Source organism: Chitinophaga sp., assembly GCF_017745275.1.
GTDB lineage: Bacteria > Bacteroidota > Bacteroidia > Chitinophagales > Chitinophagaceae > Chitinophaga.
This window is the reverse complement of sequence record NZ_JAGHZS010000010.1, coordinates 293,710-315,688: the sequence shown is the minus strand read 5'-3', so window position 1 is coordinate 315,688 and position 21,979 is coordinate 293,710. Positions and strand designations below refer to the sequence as shown.

Sequence of the window (21,979 nt, the reverse complement as noted above, 5' to 3'; positions counted from 1 at the left end):
TCTCAATAGCCTTTATTCTGAATCAGGTTCTTATTCAATGAAATTTCATTATTGGAGATTGGCAAAAACATGAATTTATCTTTGTTATAGCCGTTCGCAAACTTTGTTTCAATCAATCCACCATCTGCACCACGTACTTCAATGGGATAAATATCCGGCCCTATTCCCCAACGTCTTACATCATCCCAGTACAGTCCTTCCAGTGCAAATTCTATTCTTCTCTCGTGGCGTAACTTAGCCCGCGCATCGGCCTGTGATAAATTCAATGGCAGCGCCTTAATTTTTACATCAGTGCGGGAAGTACGAATCTGGTTGATCAACTGCAGCGCCTGTGGAATATCTGTTCCTTTTTCAATCAACGCCTCTGCTCTCGACAGCAGCACATCGGCATAGCGGAAAATGATGAAGTTCAACGGCTCCTGCCCTGCTACCACCTGCTGCGTTTCAATTGTATATTTCCGGATACCGAAACCTACTTTCTGGCCGGTATGATTTTTAATATCCACAGGGTATAGTTGTCCCTGGAAATATGCGCCCGGACGCAGAATAGTGAAATCCAGCCGTGGGTCTCGGTTTACATACGGCGCTGCCGGATTCACCGGCGTTCCGTCGATTGTTTCATATGCATCCACCAGGTTTTGAATGGGCGCTACCGAATTAGATCCATCGATACCATATTTCATGTTCTGTGGCTGCCAGTGACGATCAAAGAAACTACCCTGCTCAAATGGGCCATCCATATATTCCACATCAAACATTACTTCCGCATTGTTTTCGTTTGCCAGTTGAAACAGGCCGTGGTAGCTGGGGAACAAGCTGTACTTCTTCAGTGCATCTATTTTATCCGCATACTCCAGCACTTTATCCCAGTTAGCTTTATAAAGATAAGCCCGCAATTTCATAGCATATGCTGCACCCAGTGTAGCCCTGCCCGTTATTGGTGCAGTTACACCCAAACGTTTAATGGCCTCGTCATAATCGGTATGTACCTGCGTCCAGGTTTCCTCTTCTGTGTTGCGTTTTAACATACGGGCATCATCTGCCGAAATGGTTTTGGTAAACACCGGTACGCCACCGTAGGAATTGGCCAGCAGCGCATAGAATACGCCTCTTAAAAAAAATACTTCTCCCGTCATCTGTGTTTTCAGTGCGCTATCCATCGGCACCTTGCCGATGTTCTCCAGGAAGTTGTTGGCGCGGTTGATACCGGTATAGCATTGTTGCCAGCGGCCACTTACAATACCACCATCATTCGCGGAGATGGTACCATTCCCCACCTGCTTCTCCATTCCTTCCCAGTAAGCCCATTGATACGCATTAGGTGAGCAGGCGTCAAAACCGCCGCCATAGCCATATACAAATGATTCATGCAAAGTATTGTAAACACCATACAAGGCCAGGTTAGCATCCGATTCTCCTGCCCAGAAATTGCTGGTGGTGATACGATCATCGGGAGTTCTTTCCAGGAATGATTTGGAACAGCTGGCCGTCAGTAACACCATGGCGCTGGCTATCAAAAATATATATCTCATAGTCCGTTTTGTTTAGAGTTGCAGATTAATACCAAATGAAGTGATGAAAGGAGTTGGGTACACGGTAGCACCATTTCCGAAAGTGTCCTGCTCAGGATCGAAGCCGATGTATCCTTTTGTGGTAAAGGATGGCAGGTTCTGCGCATTGATGTATACACTGCCGCCTTTGAAACGGATCCTTTCCAGCAGCGCCTTTGGCAACGAATAGGACAACTGGATATTCTTAATTTTGAAGTAACTCATATTCTGTACCCAGAAAGAAGATTCATAACGATTCCAGGTATCATTCACCACAATGCGCGGCATGGTATTGCTATGGTTTTCCGGTGTCCATGCGTCTTTCCAGCGGGTGAGCAGGGTGCCTCCGGAAATGCCCAGTGGCGTAGTCCAGGCGCTTTGATTATAACCATATATGCCTGCCATACCCTGGGTGACGATGTTCAGGCTCCAGTTTTTATAGTTCGCCCCGAGGGTAATGCCGTAAGTGTACCTGGGCAAGGTGTTACCCAGTGATTGTTTATCGTTGAAATCGAGTTTGCCGTCGCCGTTTACATCTTCATACTTTAAATCACCGGCCTTTGGAATATATCCGTTGTTCTTCATGTAGTCGCTGGCTTCCTTATCTGATTGGAAAACGCCGATAGACTTAAAGCCATACAACATTTTATAAGGAACTCCTTCTCTCACCAGCCATAACTGATCCGGTGCATTCGCGCGGAACCTGGTCACTTCGTTTTTAATATAGGTAACATTGGCGCCTACGTTATAGCTGAAGCCGGAGCGATGTTCCGGTGAATGATAGTTCACAGAAAACTCGAAGCCATTGTTACTCATTTTACCAATATTTTGTATTGGTGCGGTAACTTCTCCCAAAGTAGTAGAGATCGGCAACTGAACCAGGATCTTGTCGGTTTTCTTACTGAAGTAGTCTAATTCAAAAGACAGCGCATTGTTAAACAACCCGATATCCAGCCCAATATCAGTACTGGTAGTGGTTTCCCAGCTAATATCCGGATCTACCAGGGAAGTGATGGCGGCGCCGGGTGCAAACTGTCCGCCTACCGTATAGCTGGTACCGTTAGACTGTGTAACGGCGCCAATATAGGGATAGTTGTTGTCCTTGATATTCTGGTTGCCGAGCTGCCCCCAGGAAGCGCGTAACTTCAGTTGGCTGATAGCGGCAACAGGTTTGAGGAACTCCTCTTTCTCCATAGCCCAGCCGGCCGACACGGAGGGGAAATAACCCCAGCGGTTGCCTTGTTTGAAGCGGGAAGAGGCATCAGCACGGAGATTACCTTCCAACAGGTATTTTTCTTTATAGTTGTAATTCAATCTTCCAAAATAAGCCAGCATGGCCCACTCCGTGGTATTACCGGAAGCCTGTAAATTGCTGGTACCCGCATCTACCTCATTCAAGCCGGATTTCGGCGGATCAGATTTTCCGGCGTACATCGATTTCAGTTGACTGGCTTCCGATTGCGTACCCACGATAGCGGAGAAATTATGTCCGCCGCTCAACGATTTCGTATAGTTGAGGGTGTTATAGAATACCCAGTAAAACTCTTCATTATTGGCACGATACGGCGATATCTGCGAAGGATAGTCCAATACCTTGTCCTGCACACCACCGGCGGTATACACATAATTCATCTGGTTGTATTTATCCTGGCGGTTGTTATTAAACTGCCCGGTAAACATTGTTTTAAAGGTCAGGTCTTTCGTGATATTGGCGGTGGCGTTAAGGTTGGCCCTGAAAAAGTTGTTGGCAAACTGGCTTCTGCCATTGTATAAATCCGGTAGCGGATTGCGGGAATCTACGATGGGCGAACCATTGGGCTTCAGCGCCTGCGTAGCACCAAAGCGGCCATCCTTCGTATAAGGCGCAATAAACGGATAGGCGCCGTTGGACATGATATAGTACACACGGTCAATGCCAGCAACCGGGCTGTTGGTGATTTTGCGTGTGATCTGCACGCGGCCGCCTACTTCCAGCCAATCCTTTATTTTATTATTGAGGGAGAAGTTTACCCCATATCGTTTGCTGTCTGTTTCCCTGATAATACCCTGCTGGGAAAGATAGTTGGCAGATAAATAAAAGTTCTGCCTGGAAGAGCCACCTTTTACAGAAATATTATGTTCTGTTATAGGAGCAGTGCGAAATATTTCTTTATAAAAATCGGTGTTCGGGTAGAGATAGGGATCGTGATTGTTGCTGAAGTCGTCGATCACATTTTTAGGGAACAGGGGATCACCGCCGCTATTAACCACAGCGGTGTTCCACATGTTCATAAATTGTACACTGTTATTGATACGGTCGTATTTTCTGCCCAGCTGTTGCAGGCCGTAATAGCCGTTATAAGAGATCACGGGATCCATATTGTAATTACCTTTTTTGGTAGTTACCAGTACGATGCCGTTGGCAGCGCGCGAACCATAAATAGAAGCAGATGCCGCATCTTTCAGGATGGTGATACTGCCTATATCTGCGGGGTTGAGTTCTGCCAGTTTGCCTTCAATACCATCAATCAGGATCAGGGGATCAGTATTGTTAAGGGTTCCGAAACCGCGGATACGTAAGGTAGCGCCATCACTGCCGGGAGAGCCGGAATTCTGGCTCACGAACACGCCGGCTACCTTACCTGCCAGCGCCTGGCTGGGATTAGTGATAGGCCTGTTTTCCAGGGCTTTGTCGTAGTTGATGGTGGCTACGGCGCCGGTTAAGTTAGCGCGTTTTTGGGTACCATAACCTACCACCACTACTTCTGATAATTTATCGGAAGATGTTTTAAGCGTTACCGTGAGTGGCTCCGCTGATGTTACCACAATTTCCGTTGGGCTATACCCGATAAATGAAAAGATCAGTGTTTCACCGGATGCTGCTTTGATACTGAAATGTCCTGCATCATCGGTAGTGGTACCGGTTTTGCCACTTTTCGTTCTTACAATCACACCGGGTAGTGGATTGCCATCTTCTCCCAGCACTTTACCGGTAATAGTTATATCCGGTGCGGTAGCCAGGTTGCCATCCATTAAGTTGGCTACTGGTTTTTCTTTAATAGCAATTACGTTTTTCTCGATGCTATAGGTGAGCACCTGGTTTTTAAAGATGTTGTCCAATACCTGCAAAATATCCTGATTGTTCACTTTGAGTGTTACGCGTTGTGCTTTTTTGAGCACATCCATTTTGTACCAGAAAACATAATTTGTTTTCGCTTCAATTTTCCTGAATACTTTATCGAGTGGTTGATCATATACATCCAGGCTGATTTTGGTAACCTGCTGTTCGGCCATGATGCTGCTGTACAGGCAGGTCAATATACAGGTAAGCAGTAACAAACGTTTATGGACATGACGTCCCATTAAAAGAAATCTTTTTACAGGTAGTTTCATACTTTCCTTATTTAAATTTGAATGATAAAGCCGTTGATGAGCTATCGCAATGCCGTGGCGCAATGATGGCTACTCTACGATGATTTTGGTTCCGTTGAAGGTAAACCGGGCGCCGTTTACTTCCAGTCCGCGCAGGATTTCCGGCAGGGTCATGCCGGGATATACTTTTCCGTGGAAAGATCCCTGCGGGGATGTTCCTTTAAAAATGACTTCCACATCGTACCAGCGTGCAATTTGTCTGAAAACTTCTTCCAGCGGTGTGTCGTCGAACTGGAGATAGCCTTTTTTCCAGGCGGTTACTTCTTCAAGATTTGGTTGCGCTACCGACAGTTGGCCGGTATGATTTAATTGTGCCTGTTGGCCAGGCCTGATTTGTATTTTTTGTTTATTGGTTTTCACCTGTACACTTCCTTCCAGCAAGGTTGTTTTTACAGCCGGTTCATTCGTATATGCGTTAATGTTAAAATGCGTCCCTAATACCAGCACTTCCACTTTCTCTGTAGCCACACTAAATGGCTGATAGTTACTGCCATTGGCTGTCAGCTGTTTGGCCACTTCAAAGTATGCTTCCCCGGTGATCCCCACTTTCCTGCTATTCCCTGCAAATGCAGCAGGGAAGCTGATAGACGACCCGGCATTGAGCCATACCTTTGTGCCATCGGCCAGCACTACCGCGTACTGCGATGATTTAGGCACCGTTAACTGGTTGGTACCCGCTGTTGGTGGTAATTCCCCTCCTGTTACCTGGTACCTGATTTCGTTGGTATCTGTTTTAGAGATAGTTATTGCTCCTACCTGTATTGCCTGCCCGATGGCCAACGTTTCCAACGTTATTTGCTGTCCGTTGAAAAGCGCCAGCATTGCCCTGTTACGGGATACAGGCTCCTTTTTCTGTCGCATCGCTACCGGCTGTACCGGCGATAATTTTCTCCACTGGTAACCCACTATCGCGATAGCACCCAACACTGCCGCCGCTACAGCTACCCGCAGCGCTACTACCCGCCAGTTGCGGCGAGGCGGTACCTCCGGCTCTTCGTAGAGTTGCATCTGCTCCAGCACCGCAGTCTTCGCGGCTTCCCGGTACATCACTGCATCGGGCGACTCTTCCTCCTCAAACAAAGGGGCATTCTCTCCCGATTCGGCCAACCATGCTTCTATGATTAGCTGCTCCTCCGGAGATGCAGTACCATCCAGGTACTTACTTAATATTTTGATATCTATCTTATTATTCAAAATATAAATCCTATCCCAATATTTTTTTCTTACCTATCTATAAACGAACAGAAAAGAAAAGACCGCTATTGCATTTGTGATTTTTTTTTGAGTATTTTTATTCCGCACGTGAACAACAACATGAAGCCGTATTCCAACATCACCGACAGCGATCTGTTCCGGTTACTAAAAGAAGGGGATATTACTGCATTCGAAGCCATTTACGATCGTTACTTCATCCGCTTATTGAATACCGCCTATAAGCTGCTGGGTGACAGAGAAGATGCGCTGGAAGTGGTGCAGGATGTATTTGTCAGGCTATACACCAAACGTGCGGGAATAGAAAATACCGATCACCTCTACGCCTATCTGCAAACCATGCTGAAAAATGGCATGGTTGACCGCTACCGGCAACGGCTGTTACGACAAAAACAATATGCCGCCTTAAAAGAACAGGCACAATATCAATCTGCTCACCCCGGTGAACCAGCTATCGACAGTAAAAAGCTGGAGGAAAAAATTCATTATATCATCAACGGGCTACCTGAGAAATGCAGGGAAGCATTTATCTTAAGCCGGATGCAGTACTTATCGCACCAGGCCATTGCTACCAAAATGAGTATTTCTGTGAGTACGGTAGAGAAGCATATTGTAAAGGCCCTGCATGTATTACGGCAGCAACTGAAAGAGCAATAGCATAAAGGGCAAATTATAGTATGAAGTTTGTGGGAGTGTTCTGACATTATTTATGTTAAAAGATGATGCTATGAAACCTCCCATTCAACACAATCCTGCACATAGCCGAAGAAGTTTCATTGAAAACGGCCTGAAAACAACGATTATCACCGGCATTGCCGGCATAGCCCTGCTACCAGGCTGCGGCAATAAAGAAGAAGATGAAATAAGTCCCCCGGAAGATCTCATGCGTGAGCACGGCATCCTCAACCGCGTATTACTCGTATACGATCACTTCCTGAAAATGCTGGCCTCCAGTCAACCCATTCCGCCGCAACTACTCACCGATGCTGCTAATATCATTCGCACTTTTATAGAATCGTACCACGAGAAGCAGGAAGAAGATTTTCTATTCCCCCGATTTGAAAAAGCGCATAAACTAACAAACCTCGTCCAGGTATTACGGGCCCAGCATCAACAGGGGCGCCTGATTACCGACCAGGTACTGCAATTAGGTAAACAAGCGCAAATCTCCACTGATGGTGATAAAGAGCAACTGGTTCGCCTGCTCACGTCCTTTATTGATATGTACCGGCCCCATGAAGCGAGAGAAGATACGATCCTCTTTCCGGCTATCCGGGATATCGTGAGTAAACATGAATTCGACAGCCTGGGAGAAGACTTTGAAAAACGGGAACATCAACTGTTTGGAAAAGGCGGATTTGAATTGTTTGTAGATAAAGTAGCGGGTATAGAACGGCAATTGGGGATTTATGATCTGGCGCAGTTTACGCCGAAGCTATAAATTAAAAGACACAATATCTTTATAGGTATTCATCACCCCCTGCTATTAATCCGTAACGCAAACACGCGGCCGCTGGAAATATCTGCCTTGACATTCCAGTAGTGCGTACCTCCATCTTCTACCTCGATGATTTGTTTTGCCAGGTTACGCTCATGCTCGTCATCCGGCCAGAGGAAATTTATCCAGATAATTTTCTTACCATTTTCACCGATAAATCCAACATACTGCCGGTAGTAAAAATTCCAATTATCCCTGAGGCTGATTAAGGTTTTATTATTGATCTGCTGCAACTTTTTCCTGACAACTTCTTCTGCACGCCTGGCTTCTGCAGCAGTAGGCGTAAATCTGCCCGTTGCCTCAGGATATATATTTTTACCTGCTTTATAAGTGGCGGGAAATATATGGCTTAAACTCCCTGTTTGCGCCGACACAGTTTGAAAACAACATAAGCCGGCCAACACTATCATTAATATAAAACGATGCATAAATGATATTATAAAGTAATTATCCCTCTCTAAACTGTGTAGGCGTAATCCCTGCCTGCGCTTTAAAGAAATTAGAAAAATATGCGTGATCCACAAACCCCAGTTCAAAAGCGATTTCTTTGATAGAAAGCGCCGTAGTTTGCAACAGCCGCTTGGCTTCCAGCAATACGCGCTGCTGAATCAGTTTAGTGGCAGATACATGCAAATGGTTTTTACACAAAATATTTAAATAATTAGCGGAGATATGCAGTTGGGCAGCATAGAATCCCACCAGCTTTTCCTGCTTGTAAAATTTATCAATCAGCATATTGAATTTTGCAAGCCGGGGGTTCGATTGGAATACTTTCAGGTCTGTAAAAATGTTCTCCGCTTCTTTACTTACAATAGCGGCAATCACAGCGGCTCTGGCAGCAATCACCTCCTGTACGGATTCAGGAGAACTTAGTTCATCCCTGATGGCATCAAATTCATATTTCAGCAACTGAAAGTTTTCATTGGTTAATGGAATCACCGGGTGATTCATATAATTTGAAAACGAATAGCGGAAAAAAGACGCAAATCGTTCGAAGAAGTGCTGCTGTATCATCAGCTGGTAACCGGTTGTATTGGGCTTTATACTCCAGGTATGCACCTGGCCGGGAAACAATATATGCACCTGCTTATTGCCGATGGGATAGTCGTGGAAGTCGATATTATGTACCCCCTTGGCGGATTCAAAGAGGTTAATAATAAAAAAATCATGTTTGTGCGGCTTCTCAATATGCCGTTCACCATGCAGTTCATTAAAGAGGAATTCTTCCCTGCCAGCCAACTGGCCTTTCCTGAATTCCTGTAGCCCCAGAACAGGGATATAGCCGCTGTCGTCATAAATCATCATATCCGCGGATTAAGTAGCCATTGAACCTGTAAAATATGACAATTTATCGCAAAAAAAATGGATTGGCGATAGGCCAATCCATTTTTTATAATAAGATCATGCGATTACTTCTTAGGCTCTGCGTGTGTTGTTGGTGTGTGGATAATGTCGAAGTAAACGGTTTTGTCGTTCGCATTAGGATAAATGCGGTAAGTAAACTCCAATTTGGTCAATACCGTGATATCCACTACACGGGTGAATAATACTTTACCATCTGCATCTTTTGCCACTACGGTGCGGGTTTTCCCATCTGCAGAAACGGTCCAGTCGCCATGCATTTTTGGAGAATCATCCAGGTTGTACATGGTAAAAGTACCATCTGCTTTAAAGTAAGCGAAGCCTACGAAGTTAGATACATTAGCATCGCTCAACACTACCTTTTCGCCTTTATTATTTCTTGCGTTGGTAGTTTCCCAGGGAGTGCTGGCAAGCGTTTCGCCGGGTGTCAATTGCTTTGGTTCAGGATCTTTGTCTTTGCTGCAGCTAAAGAAAAATACGCTACAGAGTGTCAACAAAAGAGCGGCGGTTACTTTTTTTACGTTCTTCATACCAGTTAAATATTTAGGCATTACAAAGGTATCTGCCCCGTATGACGATACTTTGCGTTTTTCATCCCAAAGCTTGTAACATTTATCACGGGGCAGATAACGGGCATTTATCAGAATACAATATTTCCTTTATGCACCAGTGACTTCACCGGTGAAACCCTTGATACTGCTTCGGCAGAGCAGGATGCCTCCAGGAATACCAGGTTAGCATCATTGCCCGCTTTAGGCCACTGCTGGTTACCTTTATCATCCAAAGGCAACACGTACCGGGTAGCAAATCCCAGTGTTCTCGACAGCGCCCATTCAGAGCTATAGCCATACAGCCCGGCAATGAGTTTCGCCTTCTGCAGCATGTGTCCCGGGCCAAAGGTATTCCAGTGATCCTGGATATTATCGTTGCCAATCAGTACTTCTACCCCATGCTTTCTCAGTACAGGAATAGGCATAATAGTACGACCGAATGGTACGGAAGACACAATACCAACGCCGGCTTCTCCCAGTCGGGCTGCTATGCGCTCCGTTTCCACGGCAGACAGATGCCCCAATGCAAACGCGTGGCTTACAAAGGTTTTACCCCGGAGCACCGGGTTTTCATTTGCCTTGTTGATCAGGTATTCAATGGTTTTGATACCGGTTTCCCCTGCTTCATGCAGGTGAATATCAATACCTTTTTGGTGATCAATCGCCAATTGTGTGGTGAGGTCCATCGTTTTTTCGATGCTGCCATCGATAGAATAAGGATCTACACCGCCAATAAAATCGATGTTCATTTTCACCACTTCTTTCAGCAGCGGGGCAGTATCGGTGTAAAACACGCCATGCTGCGGAAAGGCCACCAGCTCTGCTCCTACTGTTTTTTCCTTATTCTTCAGCGCTATTTCCAGGTGCTTCAGGGAGTCGAAACCGGAGGTAGGATCCACATTGAAATGGGAACGAATAAAATGAGTACCGTTAGATTGCAAAAATTCAATCAGCTTTTCAGTCCGCGGTATAGAAGTTTTCAGCCATTCCGGAATCATCTTTTGCTCATATGCAATCTGGTCTTTCACTGTTTTCCTCTTCGAAGAAACTGCCTGCCAGGGCAGGCCATACAGCATTTTATCCAAATGGGCGTGCATATCCTTAAAGGCAGGCAACATCAGCCAGCCTTTTGCATCAATGGCAGGCTTAGAAGGATCATTTGGCATGATGGACTTAATACTGCCTGCTGCTACTTCCACGCAGAACAATGCGGTCTTCGTTTTCACCACTTCTTCTCCATCATACTCAAAGCCTGTTTCCAGCAATACATTCTTAAATGTATAGTGACTATCGCTTGTTATTATATCCATTGGTCCATTTTTTTATTGTCAGATAACTACGGCAAAGTAAGTGGTTAATATCTCCGGAACTTTGTACTATCTATGCAGATGCTTGAAAGATTTATAACTACTTCGGAAATTGTTATAAATCTTTCAAGGCATATCATGAATCCTTCACACAAATAAAGGATACGAATATTAGCTTTGTAAAAAAATGACTGGGACTATGAAGAAAACGGAAATATCCCGCAAGGAATTTATCAGGATGTCCGGATTAGGGATGGCAGGCGTAGCCTTTGCCTCCGGCTTACTGGGATCAGCAACGGCATTTGCCGGCGAGATAACAGGGAATGGCGGCAAAAGCTACCTGTTGAAAAACGTACGACTGGAAACAGGATTTGTATATGAAGAAGGAGAGGTAGTCCACACCAACACTGAATTATTCTGCGTAGAAATCAAAGACGGAAAAATCAGCAACGTTTCCGCCAATAAGCCGAACGACGCCAAAGCCATTGATGCCAAAGGCTGGCTGATGTTGCCTGCCTTCCGGGACATGCATATCCATCTCGATAAAACATTCTATGGCGGCTTCTGGCAGGCTACCCGGAGAGGCCCCGGTGGCGTGAAAGGAATGATTGCCCTGGAACAGAAAATACTTCCGGAAATGCTGAAAACATCCACCTACCGCGCAGAAAAGCTGGTGGAATTACTGCAGTCAAAAGGTACCAACTTCGCCAGAAGTCATGTTAATATTGAGCCTACGTCGAAGTTGCAATCCCTCAACAACCTCCTGAAAGCACTGGACAATAAAAAGAATTCCTTTGGAGCAGAACTCGTGGCCTTCCCGCAGCATGGCGTATTTTATACCGACTCGGTTCCGTATCTCAGGGAAGCGGCCCAAATGGACATCGACTTCATCGGCGGACTGGATCCTTATACCATTGACGGCGCCATCGAAAAAACGATCGACTTCACCGTACAACTGGCGCTGGACAATAAAAAAGGAATTGATATCCACCTGCACGAATCAGGTGAATCCGGGCTGAAAACAGTAGAATATCTCATTAAAAAGGTCAACGAAAATCCGGCGCTGAAAAATAAAACCTTCCTGAGCCACTGCTTTGTGCTGGGAAGAATTGATAGCATTAAACAGGAAGAAATCGCGGAACAATTGGGCGCCGCAGGCATCGGTATCGTTTCCACCATTCCATTTGGCGGTTTGATTATGCCTATACCTACCCTCTACAAGCACAACGTTACTGTAATGACCGGAAACGACAGCATCATTGATCACTGGAGTACTTTCGGATCAGGCAGCGTACTGGAAAAGGCGCATACCATGGCACAGTTATATGGCTACTCCACAGAATTTAAGCTGTCCAGGAGCCTGAAACTGGCTACCGGCAATGTGCTTCCACTAGACGACAAAGGCATACAACAATGGCCTAAAGCCGGCGATACAGCAGATATGGTACTGGTAGATGCCAGCTGCTCCGCGGAAGCTGTATCGAGAATATCACCGGTAAAATCGCTGATTAATAAAGGACAGATCGTATATTAAAGATAATGTGTTGGAAAAAGCCCCGGGGAACATTCGTTTTCCGGGGCTTTTTATTACCTGGAATTTCAAGGCTTTTTACTGTTGTAAGATGTATAAAAATGATCGTTTAATCATCTCCGTTATATAAGTCGATATTTTGTTATTATCGGCGTCATTAAAATTATCAAGTCATCAAAAAATGTAAAGCATACTTGTCTTTTTAAATAGTTTATTTAACTTTAAGATAATTAAACTTAACATCATGCTCAGCAAATCAAAAAGCTTAACCCGGCTATTTATGTTTCAAAAATATGTGGGTATACTCTGCATCCTGGTTGCGTTACCTATCTTCTTCTTTGATACACATAACAACATGTTATTGTTATTGGGCCTCTTCATATTATTTACCGCTCCCGGAAAATATGAAGATGAAAGATCGGTGAGTTTGAAAACTTCTTCCCTTTATTTTTCATTTATACTGTCGTATGTGTTTAAGCTGCTGACAGCCCATCTATCGTTGCCTTTCAACTTAACAGACGTTAATCATTTTATGATATTGGTATTCTCGCTGTCGCTGCTTCTTTACTATATCCGCTTTTATTCTTTCAAATAATTAATGCAACATGACTAATTCAATAAAAGTGGAGCGTGCAAAGAAAAACATTACCCAGGCGGAGCTGGCGGAGCAGGTAAATGTATCGCGGCAAACGATAAACTCGATTGAAATTGGTAAATTCATTCCGTCAACGTTGCTGGCATTGAAGATTGCAAAATTCTTCGACAGCACAGTGGATGAGATATTTAAGCTGGAAAAAAGCGATTTCTAACCTCGTCATACCTTCTATGAAAGATTTACACATCACTTCATCGATTAGTGTCGCTGGTACGCTTCGCCTGGCCATTTATGAGCACTTGCTCGCCGGCGATGCCATAGGATTCAATGAATTACCAGGCATTGGTCCTTTAGATGATGGCGGGAAACGAACCCGTTATTTGCAGTCGCTCGTTTTTGGCAGTCACCCCGGTTATCAATACGCTTATCTTAATAATGTTTTCGATAGCTGGCATCAATTGCAACAACGGCTACACGCACATCCCGTTGATCGTTTAATCATTTGGGCCGGCAGCGATGGGAATGATTATGTTTTCACACGCATGGCTTGTTGGTGGTTAAGAGAGATACCTGTTGATCTTTGGTTAGTGAACGCGCCCACACATGGCGGAAACGACATTGCCAGCTACAATCAGCAGGAACTGGCTTCACTCTTCACGCAAGCCGGACAAATCACCGCCCACACCCTGAACGAACTGGCCAGGGAATATGAAAACATTGCCGCCCGCCCGGAACTATTACGGGAATGTGATGAGAATGGACAACTGCAATTTCTTGATGAAGCAATATACGATGATACTATTTTAGGATACAATAATGACAAACGCTGGATCAGCGCTGTAAGAATTATAGGTCAAATTATAGGATTTAGTGATCGCCGCAATCCAATCAATGAAGTGTTTGCCAGTGGCCGGATTAAAGCACTGGTGGCCGCAGGGAAGCTAAAAGCAAGGGGAGATATGTCTTCTATGAGAACATTTGAACTGAAGCGGGCTAAAGAATAAAAGGCCGCTTTTACGCGGCCCTATTATAACCAAACATGATTAAAGTATCCGTTCATTCTTCTTCTTCCGTTTCGCTCTCTTCTGCTTCCTCTGCTTCTCCGGAGTCTTGTTCCTCCTGTAAATCTGCAGGCTCTGACTGTTCCTGCTTTCCTAAAAGATCCTTCTTTGTAAAGGCTGGATTTGCTTGCTGATCTACCTCTTTATTCTTGTCTTTATCCTGGTCCATAACAAAAATTTTTCTGGTTAAAAATCATGAAAGTATCTCCTGTAATTTTTCAAATCCGGTGCCGGGGCAGACAGGCCCTTGCACATGCATGTGCTATTGTATAATACGGGCGGGAAAACAGCAGGGGCAAGTCATAACGCCCCTTGCAAGATGTGTGGAGTTTTATGCCGCTACTCCCCATAATGCCGTATTTTTTCCCGGGCAGCGTCTGCCGGCGCATTCCGCGGTAACCAATACAGCATCAACGCGACTATCATCAAACAACCAATTCCGGCAATTAATCCATAACGCAATGCGCTGGCATATATCAGCGTATGTTGCTTAGCTTCCAGCACCGCAAAAAATATCCCGCCAATAATGCTGATACCCAGTCCGGAGGCCGTTTGCTGGAAAGTGGAGAAAATACCGGATGCTGCACCCGCATCTTCCACAGGTACATTATCCAACACAATATTTAACAGGAAAGGGAGTACCAACCCATTTCCCAGCCCATATATAGCAATAAACAATACCGTTAGCCACGGACCCGCATCACAAAAAATCTGCGACAGAAAAGCCACCAGGATAATCAATAAACCAGCCTGCAACACACGCTTGCCATACCTTACCAGCAACCGCGACGCCACCACTGACGACAACATAAATAGTAAAGCATGCGGGATAAAACAGGCGCCGCAAGCCAATGCGGAAATGCCCAGCCCATTCTGCAGAAATACCGCCATCATCAACAGGTATGCGGTATGTAACATAAAGTGAAACAACACTGCCAGTAGTCCAATGTTAAAAGCTGGTTGCTTAAATAACCGCAGATTGATCAACGGCATTTCATTTTTTTGTTGTGTATGTATGAAAAAGCGCAACAACACCAATGATAATGCCATTAACCCAAAGCTCCATAACGGCCAGTGCTGCTCACGCCCCTCCGTAATAGCATAAATCAAACACCCCAACGAAGCCGTCAGCACAATGGCTCCCGGATAATCAAATTGCACGTGTGTTACCCTCTCCGTTTCCCGCAAGTAGCATTGAATGGCCCACATAGCCGCCACTCCTACCGGTAGGTTAATGAAAAATATCAGTCGCCACCCGGGTATTATGAAATGTGTTTCCGCCAGATAGCCTCCCAGCATTTGCCCGATGATGGCGGCAATACTCAGCGTGATCCCATACCAGCCAATAGCTTTCGCTCTTTCCGCCGCTACGGGAAACAGTACCTGTATCAACGAAATAGACTGCGTTACCATAAACGCAGAACTTACACCCTGGAGAAAACGGGCGATATTCAACTGCGCCGGCGTTTGACATAATCCACATAAACAGGAGGTCAGCGTAAACCAGCACATGCCCCAGAAAAATACTTTCTTCTTGCCCAGATAATCCCCTGCCCTGCCGCCGATGATTAAGAAACAGGCGCTTCCCAACAGGTAGCCAGCTATCACCAGTTGTACTTCTCCATCCGTAGCATGTAAACTGCTTTTAATAGTGGGAATGGCGATGTTGATAATAAAGATGTCTATCACGTATAACAGTGGCGCCGTAAGGATAATCAACAGCGCAAACCACTTATTGATAGCAATGGAAGAGGTGCTCATATTGTCGGTTTGTTTTATTTACCGACACAAAAGTAGGCGCGCCGTTTGCGGCTGACAACCGGAAAAGCGACAAGTATTTTTTAATGAGGATATTTAAATGAGATGATACTGAAATAACGTTCTAAAGCTGCCCCAGCTTCTTCAATTGCCTGGCAGCACCTTTATGTCCACCATTCCTTGCTTTTTCAAAATAATATATCGTCCAGCGATCGGATTGCGTAACGCCATGACCATGCTTATAACACAATCCTAAATTATAAAAAGCCATCAGATCGTTCTTTCGCGCAGCCCGCTTATACCAGTAAACGGCTTTCCTGTGGTCTTCTTTAACTCCCTGTCCATAAAAATAGGAATACCCTAAATCCCTTTGCGCTTCAGTATCTCCCAGTTTCGCGGCGGCGGTAAAAAGTTTCACCGCTTTTTTGTAATCCTGTTCCACTATTTCACCTTCCCTGTAAAAAAAGCCAATATTATATATCGACTCCATATGCCCCTGACCAGCTGCTTTCAAATACCAGTCAAAAGCTATCGATGTATTTTTTTCAACACCCCGCGCGTGATCATAACAGGTGCCCACATAAAACTGGGCACGTTTATGTCCATTGCTGGCGGCAGCGTACCAAAGCGAAAATATCTTACGCCAGTTCTTCTTCTTTGAGGTTGTTTGAAAGGCAAGCTGATAGCCCAGGAGGAATAGCCGCTGCTGCTCTTTCCTGCTAAGGATGGCTGGCATCGTATATGCTTTAAAATCAAGAAATTTAATTTACTCATCTGCTTCTGCATTCTCAATGCTGTACTCACCATATTCGTTCTTAATCAGTGCTTCGTTTGTAGAGAACAAGTAAAACTCATCTTTTACAAGCATCACTTTCTCAAACTGAAAATCTTTATAGCTTCTTAATTTTCCGTCGTACATTATTTTTTCCGGTACATCCATCAGGTGTGCCTTATAAATTTCATCTTTATGCTTATTGTTCATGACCAGCATATCCAGCCGGTAATATTTCCCGCTTTTACTTTTTCCATTCGAATTAAATGAGGCTTCAAATCCAAACGAGGTTTCAATTTGAATAGTTCTGTCGCTGAGATCCCATTCATAAGAGCAATGGTTGAATTCATTACTGATATAAAACGAATATTTTGGCGGCCCATATTTTTTCCGGAATTCATCCAGGAAATGTGCCCTCAGCCGGGCGGAGTCAAAAGTTGCTGCTGCATAAAAAGCAACGGGCTTCCTGCTTGTATCGGTCAGGGTATAAAGCGTGTTGAAGTAAACATTCCCAAACTTCGCAATGCTATCTATTTCCGGGCTCTTATAAAGGTATCCAAAATCCTTCTGGGGCATCCTGAACTTCATCACATCCGTAATCGTGTTGCTTATTTGGTACTTAAAGGTGGTGTCGGTGATTTTTCCGTCACGGGCACTATCATACTCTATCTCCTCGCCCATCACGTGTTTGGAATATAAGGTCGGCACATCTTCATTGAAAGTTATCTTTTCAATATCAAAACCATAATTCTTCTCCAGTACTTTCGGCAGCGGGACCTGTGGTACCCGGGGTTTGCAGGAAAAAACAACAGGCAACACCAATAACAATAAATTTCTCTTCTTCATCAGCTACATTTAAAATATTACGCTACAATCAGGCAATTGCCTGCCAAGATAGCACTTCCATAGAAATAATGTAACATGATAACTTCTCTGCTATCCAAAGATCTACCTGGTGCATAAATAGCTATAACATACGTAAACGGACCTCCTCCAGGTCGATTTGATATAACTGCCGGCGGATTAACTCTTCATTGATCAAGGGATCATTATTCAATGCGGTAAGATATTGACGCTGACTTTCGAGCGTTTCCAAATAAATGACTTTTATCTTGTCATCCATCCAGTCGTCCTTCTCTGCTTTGGATCTCTCTTCCCAATGCTGCATCATCTTTTGCACACCAACATGATCAGGCAGCTTATGCTCATAATTTTCTTTGAGAAACCGGTAAATATGCTGTTTAAGCCCATGCCTGATCTTCCGGATAGTCTCTTCTTCGGTTTCACCGGCAGTCGCCACAAATACCCGGGAGCGGTTAATCAAATACGGTAATGTAAGTCCCTGTACCACCAATGTAAATAATATCACCACGAACGTGATAAATAAAATCAGGTTGCGTTGGGGGAATGCTACCTGGTTGTAGGTAACAGGAATCGATAATGCAGCGGCTAATGACACTACGCCCCGCATCCCCGACCAACCCAGCACTAGCGGCAATACCAAACGCCCCCGGAGCGTAGTAACCGGCATCACTTTGGGCCGAAAGATCAACGTAGCCACCATGGCGACATATGCACTAACAATCCTTACCAAAATCAGTACAGCCGTTACAATGAGCCCATACCCCATGGCCATGTTTAAAGAGATACCCTCTGATCGCAGTCCACCAACGATTTCCGGGAGATCTAACCCGATAATCAAAAATACCACGCCGTTTAAAATAAATACAAAGTTCTCCCACACGCTATAAGCCTGGATACGGCTTATACTATTTAAGAAAAGTAAACGCTTATTGGACAAATACAAACCACCCGCTACTACTGCCAGTACGCCTGAACTATGCAATTGCTCTGCCACCCAGTACATCATGTAGGGTTCAATAATTGTCAGGGTGATATCTGATGCCGCGTCCGTAGGCAGTCGCCGATGCATCTGTACAAACATCCATCCCAATATCAACCCTATTCCCGCACCACCTACGATCATCCATATAAAGCTGACCGCCGCATCCTGCCAGATAAATTGCCCGGTACCCACTGCTACCAATGCAAAACGGAAAATAATGAGCGCTGAAGCATCATTCAGCAGGCTTTCTCCTTCCAGGATAGTGGCGCTTCCCCACGGAATTTTAACAAACTTCGTAATAGCCCCCGTACTAACTGCGTCTGGCGGAGAAACGATACCACCCAGCAAGAAGCCCAACGCAATAGAAAAGCCCGGAATGAAATAATTAGCCGCAAGCGCCACACTCAGCGCCGTAAAAAACACCACCAGGAAGGCAAAGCTACTGATGATACGCCACCACTTCTTCATCTCTTTAAAAGAAATACTCCATGCCGCCTCAAACAACAAAGGCGGCAGCACCAGGAAAAATATCAGGTTGGGATTTATACGGACAGGTGGCAGCCCGGGGACAAAGCTCAATAAAAGTCCTGCTATCACCAGCAAAATTGGGTAAGCGATCCTTAACCGGGTTGCCAGCATTTCCAATAGTACAATCACGGCAATCATTGCCAGCAGAAAAGGGAGTATCGTATGCATCAGGGGTAATATGTTTGCGCTCACTAAAAATAGGGAAAATCCTGACAAACAAGACGCTTCGTAGCCTCTGCCCAAAAACTTAATCCAGGTTAAGATTGTTTCTTAAACCAGGTTATTGGCCACTCATCCACTTCTTTGCAATTTTACATCATCAATAACAACAACATATGACCAAATATATCTTACATAAAGAAGACAGCAGGCACCATGAAATCAACGACTGGCTGGATAGTAAGAAAACATTCAGCTTCGCGGATTACTATAATCCCAAAAGGATCCAGTTTGGTGCCCTTCGGGTATTTAACGACGATATTGTACAGCCGGGCAAAGGATTTGGCAGACACCCTCACGATAACATGGAGATTATCTCTATTCCCCTGCAGGGAAGCCTGATTCATAAAGACAACCTTGGCAATGAAGGCGTCATCAAAACGGGTGACATCCAGATCATGAGTACTGGCAGCGGTGTTTTTCACAGCGAATATAACTATGAACAAGACCAGGCTACCCGCTTCCTGCAGATATGGATTTATCCGGCCCAACTGAATGTAACGCCACAATACGGCCAGCTTACATTGAACGAGGCCTCCTTCGTTAACCGGTTTGGCACCTTCGTGGCGCCACAGGCAGCCGCCGATACCGCCTGGATCAACCAGGATGCGTACCTGAGCATGGGCAAATTTGCTGCTGATCAGTCGTTCAGCTATGACCTGAAACAAACCGGGCATGGCGCCTATGTATATATCATCGACGGCAGCATCGAAATAGATGGCTATACCTTATCAGCCGGCGACGCACTGGGCATCAGTGATACCAACGGCTTCAAAGGACAGGCTAAAAGCAATAATACTACGGTACTCGTGATTGATGTACCTATGACCATTCAACAGTAATACCATGACCGATAAATCATCATTAAACCTGCTTGCCGTTGGCTATCATACAGAAATCATGGAGGTAGTACACCGCCTGATTAATAAACACGAAGGCTGGACAGGCACTACCGCCGGCTCTTTGTTGGAAGCCCTGGCACTATTGCAGCAGCATCCATACGATGGCATCCTGTTATGTGCAGGGGTCAGCATAGCGGATGAAGCGCAAATAAAACAAGCCGCTGCTGCGCAAAATACCCGCATTATCCGCCACTATGGCGGTGGTAGCGGACTGCTGGAAAACGAAATCCGCATGGCATTTTTCATCTAACTAAAAAAAAATTACTATGGACAATAAAATATTAGGCTTACACCACATCACTGCTATTGCAGGTGATGCACAACGCAACTTCGACTTCTATACCAAAGTACTCGGACAACGGCTGGTAAAGAAAACCGTTAACTTCGATGACCCTGGCACCTATCACTTTTATTTTGGAAATGAACAGGGAACACCTGGTACCATCCTCACCTTCTTCCCATGGGAAGGCATTGGCAAAGGGCGTACCGGTACGGGCATGGCCACAGAGATCACCTACACCGTTCCGGCAGGCAGCCTCGGATTCTGGAAAGAACGCTTTAAACAATTTAACGTTCCTTTCGAAGAAACCATCGAACGACTCGGAGAAAAATATCTCCGCTTCACCGATCCGGATGGACTTCAGCTCAGCTTCGTGGAAACAGTAACGGATACACGTCGCCCATGGATAACTGCAGACATTGCCGAAAATGCTGCTACCAAAGGATTTCACAGCACCACACTCACCCTGAAGGATATTGAGCCTACTGCTAAAATCCTGACTGACATCTTCGGGTATACGCTGCAATCCCAGGAAGACAATCGTTATCGTTTTATCACCAACACGGTAGACAACGCCAATATCATCGACCTGTTAGCGACGCCGAACGGCACTCCCGGTTACAATGCCGGCGGTACCAATCACCACATCGCATTCCGTGTAGCTGATGATAAGGTGCAGATGGAGTTCCGCGAGAAAATTCTCTCTGCCGGGCACCAGATCACCCCTAAAATCGACAGGGATTATTTCTTCTCCCTCTACTTCAGGGAACCAGGAGGCGTACTGTTTGAAATAGCTACTGATAACCCGGGATTCACCGTAGATGAACCGTTGCAGCAGCTCGGTACCGGCTTACGATTGCCCAAACAATATGAGCCAGCCAGAGCCGACATTGAAAAAGTGTTACCGGTATTGAAATAAGTTATCATTCAAAGGCGGATCAGGTATCCGCCTTTGAAAAAAGGAAAGAATATGACACATCAGAAAAATATTATAACGGCCGGCGTGCCATTGGAACAGGCGAAGAAAGCATTGATCATGATCCACGGACGTGGAGGCTCTGCGAGAGATATCATTTCGCTGGCACCGCATCTCAACGTAGCTGACTTTGCGATTGTAGCGCCACAGGCTACCGGGAATACCTGGTATCCACAATCGTTCCTGGCGCCACCATCACAAAATGAACCTTACCTGACCGGTGCCCTGCAACTGCTCACACAGGTGGTAGACGATGTATTAGCCGCAGGCATCTCCAGGGAAAATATTTACTTCCTGGGATTTTCGCAGGGCGCCTGCTTGACACTGGAATTTACCACCCGTAACGCCGCACAGTATGGTGGCATTGTAGCCTTTACCGGCGGCTTAATCGGGGACAAAATATATACAGCAAATTATAAAGGGAATTTTAACCAGACCCCGGTATATATCGGTAGCAGCGATCCAGACTTCCACGTACCTGTTTCCCGGGTACATGAATCCGAAGCTATCCTGCAATCAATGGGCGCAAATGTGACTGCCACCATCTACCCTAACATGGGGCATACCATTACCGGTGAAGAAATCAGCCAGGCCAATAAACTGGTGTTTAAGTAAGTCCA

At 45.3% G+C, this 21,979-nt stretch carries 22 protein-coding genes; 10 read left to right on the top strand and 12 right to left on the bottom strand.

Annotated features, from left to right (window positions below):
- Positions 1-2: 2 nt before the first annotated feature.
- From J7623_RS27780 to J7623_RS27770, 3 genes are all read right to left on the bottom strand, one after another.
- The gene (locus J7623_RS27780) at positions 3-1,532 is read right to left on the bottom strand and encodes a RagB/SusD family nutrient uptake outer membrane protein (RefSeq protein ID WP_291927260.1); all 1,530 of its coding nucleotides are present in this window, start codon (positions 1,530-1,532) and stop codon (positions 3-5) included.
- A 12-nt stretch (positions 1,533-1,544) separates the two neighbouring features.
- A complete protein-coding gene (locus tag J7623_RS27775; RefSeq protein WP_291927258.1) occupies positions 1,545-4,922 on the bottom strand; it encodes a TonB-dependent receptor in 3,378 nt (1,125 codons plus the stop codon).
- Between the two features lie 69 nt (positions 4,923-4,991).
- Entirely contained in the window at positions 4,992-6,155 is a 1,164-nt protein-coding gene (locus J7623_RS27770; protein ID WP_291927257.1) for a FecR family protein, read from the bottom strand.
- 120 nt (positions 6,156-6,275) lie between these two features.
- Here J7623_RS27770 and J7623_RS27765 point away from each other — a divergent pair, with 120 nt between their 5' ends.
- Together J7623_RS27765 and J7623_RS27760 are read left to right on the top strand one after the other, a co-directional pair.
- Positions 6,276-6,830, top strand: coding sequence for an RNA polymerase sigma factor (locus tag J7623_RS27765; protein ID WP_291927256.1), 555 nt, complete (start codon positions 6,276-6,278; stop codon positions 6,828-6,830).
- A gap of 70 nt (positions 6,831-6,900) precedes the next feature.
- Positions 6,901-7,614: a hemerythrin domain-containing protein gene (locus J7623_RS27760; RefSeq protein ID WP_291927255.1), complete on the top strand. Its 714-nt coding sequence runs from the start codon at positions 6,901-6,903 to the stop codon at positions 7,612-7,614.
- 32 nt (positions 7,615-7,646) lie between these two features.
- Here J7623_RS27760 and J7623_RS27755 read toward each other — a convergent pair whose 3' ends face one another.
- The 4 genes from J7623_RS27755 to J7623_RS27740 all read right to left on the bottom strand — a co-directional run bounded on the left by J7623_RS27755 (position 7,647) and on the right by J7623_RS27740 (position 10,894).
- Complete coding sequence (locus tag J7623_RS27755) at positions 7,647-8,099, bottom strand: hypothetical protein (protein WP_291927253.1); 453 nt, start codon at positions 8,097-8,099, stop codon at positions 7,647-7,649.
- A gap of 19 nt (positions 8,100-8,118) precedes the next feature.
- The gene (locus tag J7623_RS27750) at positions 8,119-8,976 is read right to left on the bottom strand and encodes a helix-turn-helix transcriptional regulator (RefSeq protein WP_291927251.1); all 858 of its coding nucleotides are present in this window, start codon (positions 8,974-8,976) and stop codon (positions 8,119-8,121) included.
- Between the two features lie 104 nt (positions 8,977-9,080).
- On the bottom strand, positions 9,081-9,563 hold the full coding sequence (locus J7623_RS27745; RefSeq protein WP_291927249.1) for a DUF4822 domain-containing protein: 483 nt from the start codon (positions 9,561-9,563) through the stop codon (positions 9,081-9,083).
- A 110-nt stretch (positions 9,564-9,673) separates the two neighbouring features.
- On the bottom strand, positions 9,674-10,894 hold the full coding sequence (locus tag J7623_RS27740) for an amidohydrolase (protein ID WP_291927247.1): 1,221 nt from the start codon (positions 10,892-10,894) through the stop codon (positions 9,674-9,676).
- 196 nt (positions 10,895-11,090) lie between these two features.
- Here J7623_RS27740 and J7623_RS27735 point away from each other — a divergent pair, with 196 nt between their 5' ends.
- The 4 genes from J7623_RS27735 to J7623_RS27720 all read left to right on the top strand — a co-directional run bounded on the left by J7623_RS27735 (position 11,091) and on the right by J7623_RS27720 (position 14,021).
- A complete protein-coding gene (locus tag J7623_RS27735) occupies positions 11,091-12,425 on the top strand; it encodes an amidohydrolase (RefSeq protein WP_291927246.1) in 1,335 nt (444 codons plus the stop codon).
- 277 nt (positions 12,426-12,702) lie between these two features.
- Entirely contained in the window at positions 12,703-13,017 is a 315-nt protein-coding gene (locus tag J7623_RS27730; RefSeq protein ID WP_291927244.1) for a hypothetical protein, read from the top strand.
- 10 nt (positions 13,018-13,027) lie between these two features.
- Positions 13,028-13,231 (top strand): helix-turn-helix transcriptional regulator, encoded by a 204-nt coding sequence (locus J7623_RS27725; RefSeq protein ID WP_291927242.1) that lies wholly within the window; start codon positions 13,028-13,030, stop codon positions 13,229-13,231.
- Positions 13,232-13,247: 16 nt separating this feature from the next.
- Positions 13,248-14,021 carry a DUF3658 domain-containing protein gene (locus tag J7623_RS27720; protein ID WP_291927241.1) on the top strand — a complete coding sequence of 258 codons (774 nt, stop codon included), beginning with the start codon at positions 13,248-13,250 and terminating at the stop codon, positions 14,019-14,021.
- A 52-nt stretch (positions 14,022-14,073) separates the two neighbouring features.
- Here J7623_RS27720 and J7623_RS27715 read toward each other — a convergent pair whose 3' ends face one another.
- The 5 genes from J7623_RS27715 to J7623_RS27695 all read right to left on the bottom strand — a co-directional run bounded on the left by J7623_RS27715 (position 14,074) and on the right by J7623_RS27695 (position 19,150).
- Positions 14,074-14,247 (bottom strand): hypothetical protein, encoded by a 174-nt coding sequence (locus J7623_RS27715; RefSeq protein WP_291927239.1) that lies wholly within the window; start codon positions 14,245-14,247, stop codon positions 14,074-14,076.
- Between the two features lie 170 nt (positions 14,248-14,417).
- Positions 14,418-15,839 (bottom strand): MFS transporter, encoded by a 1,422-nt coding sequence (locus J7623_RS27710; protein WP_291927236.1) that lies wholly within the window; start codon positions 15,837-15,839, stop codon positions 14,418-14,420.
- A gap of 121 nt (positions 15,840-15,960) precedes the next feature.
- Positions 15,961-16,572, bottom strand: a complete 612-nt coding sequence (locus J7623_RS27705) for a tetratricopeptide repeat protein (RefSeq protein WP_291927235.1) — start codon at positions 16,570-16,572, stop codon at positions 15,961-15,963.
- Positions 16,573-16,602: 30 nt separating this feature from the next.
- Entirely contained in the window at positions 16,603-17,454 is an 852-nt protein-coding gene (locus J7623_RS27700; protein ID WP_291927233.1) for a hypothetical protein, read from the bottom strand.
- A 121-nt stretch (positions 17,455-17,575) separates the two neighbouring features.
- Entirely contained in the window at positions 17,576-19,150 is a 1,575-nt protein-coding gene (locus tag J7623_RS27695) for a Na+/H+ antiporter (RefSeq protein WP_291927231.1), read from the bottom strand.
- Positions 19,151-19,317: 167 nt separating this feature from the next.
- Here J7623_RS27695 and J7623_RS27690 point away from each other — a divergent pair, with 167 nt between their 5' ends.
- The 4 genes from J7623_RS27690 to J7623_RS27675 are packed head-to-tail and all read left to right on the top strand — an operon-like array spanning position 19,318 to position 21,974.
- A complete protein-coding gene (locus J7623_RS27690) occupies positions 19,318-20,043 on the top strand; it encodes a pirin family protein (protein ID WP_291927230.1) in 726 nt (241 codons plus the stop codon).
- A 4-nt stretch (positions 20,044-20,047) separates the two neighbouring features.
- Complete coding sequence (locus J7623_RS27685; RefSeq protein ID WP_291927229.1) at positions 20,048-20,353, top strand: hypothetical protein; 306 nt, start codon at positions 20,048-20,050, stop codon at positions 20,351-20,353.
- Positions 20,354-20,369: 16 nt separating this feature from the next.
- Complete coding sequence (locus tag J7623_RS27680; protein ID WP_291927227.1) at positions 20,370-21,302, top strand: ring-cleaving dioxygenase; 933 nt, start codon at positions 20,370-20,372, stop codon at positions 21,300-21,302.
- 51 nt (positions 21,303-21,353) lie between these two features.
- On the top strand, positions 21,354-21,974 hold the full coding sequence (locus J7623_RS27675) for a dienelactone hydrolase family protein (protein WP_291927226.1): 621 nt from the start codon (positions 21,354-21,356) through the stop codon (positions 21,972-21,974).
- Positions 21,975-21,979 lie beyond the last annotated feature (5 nt).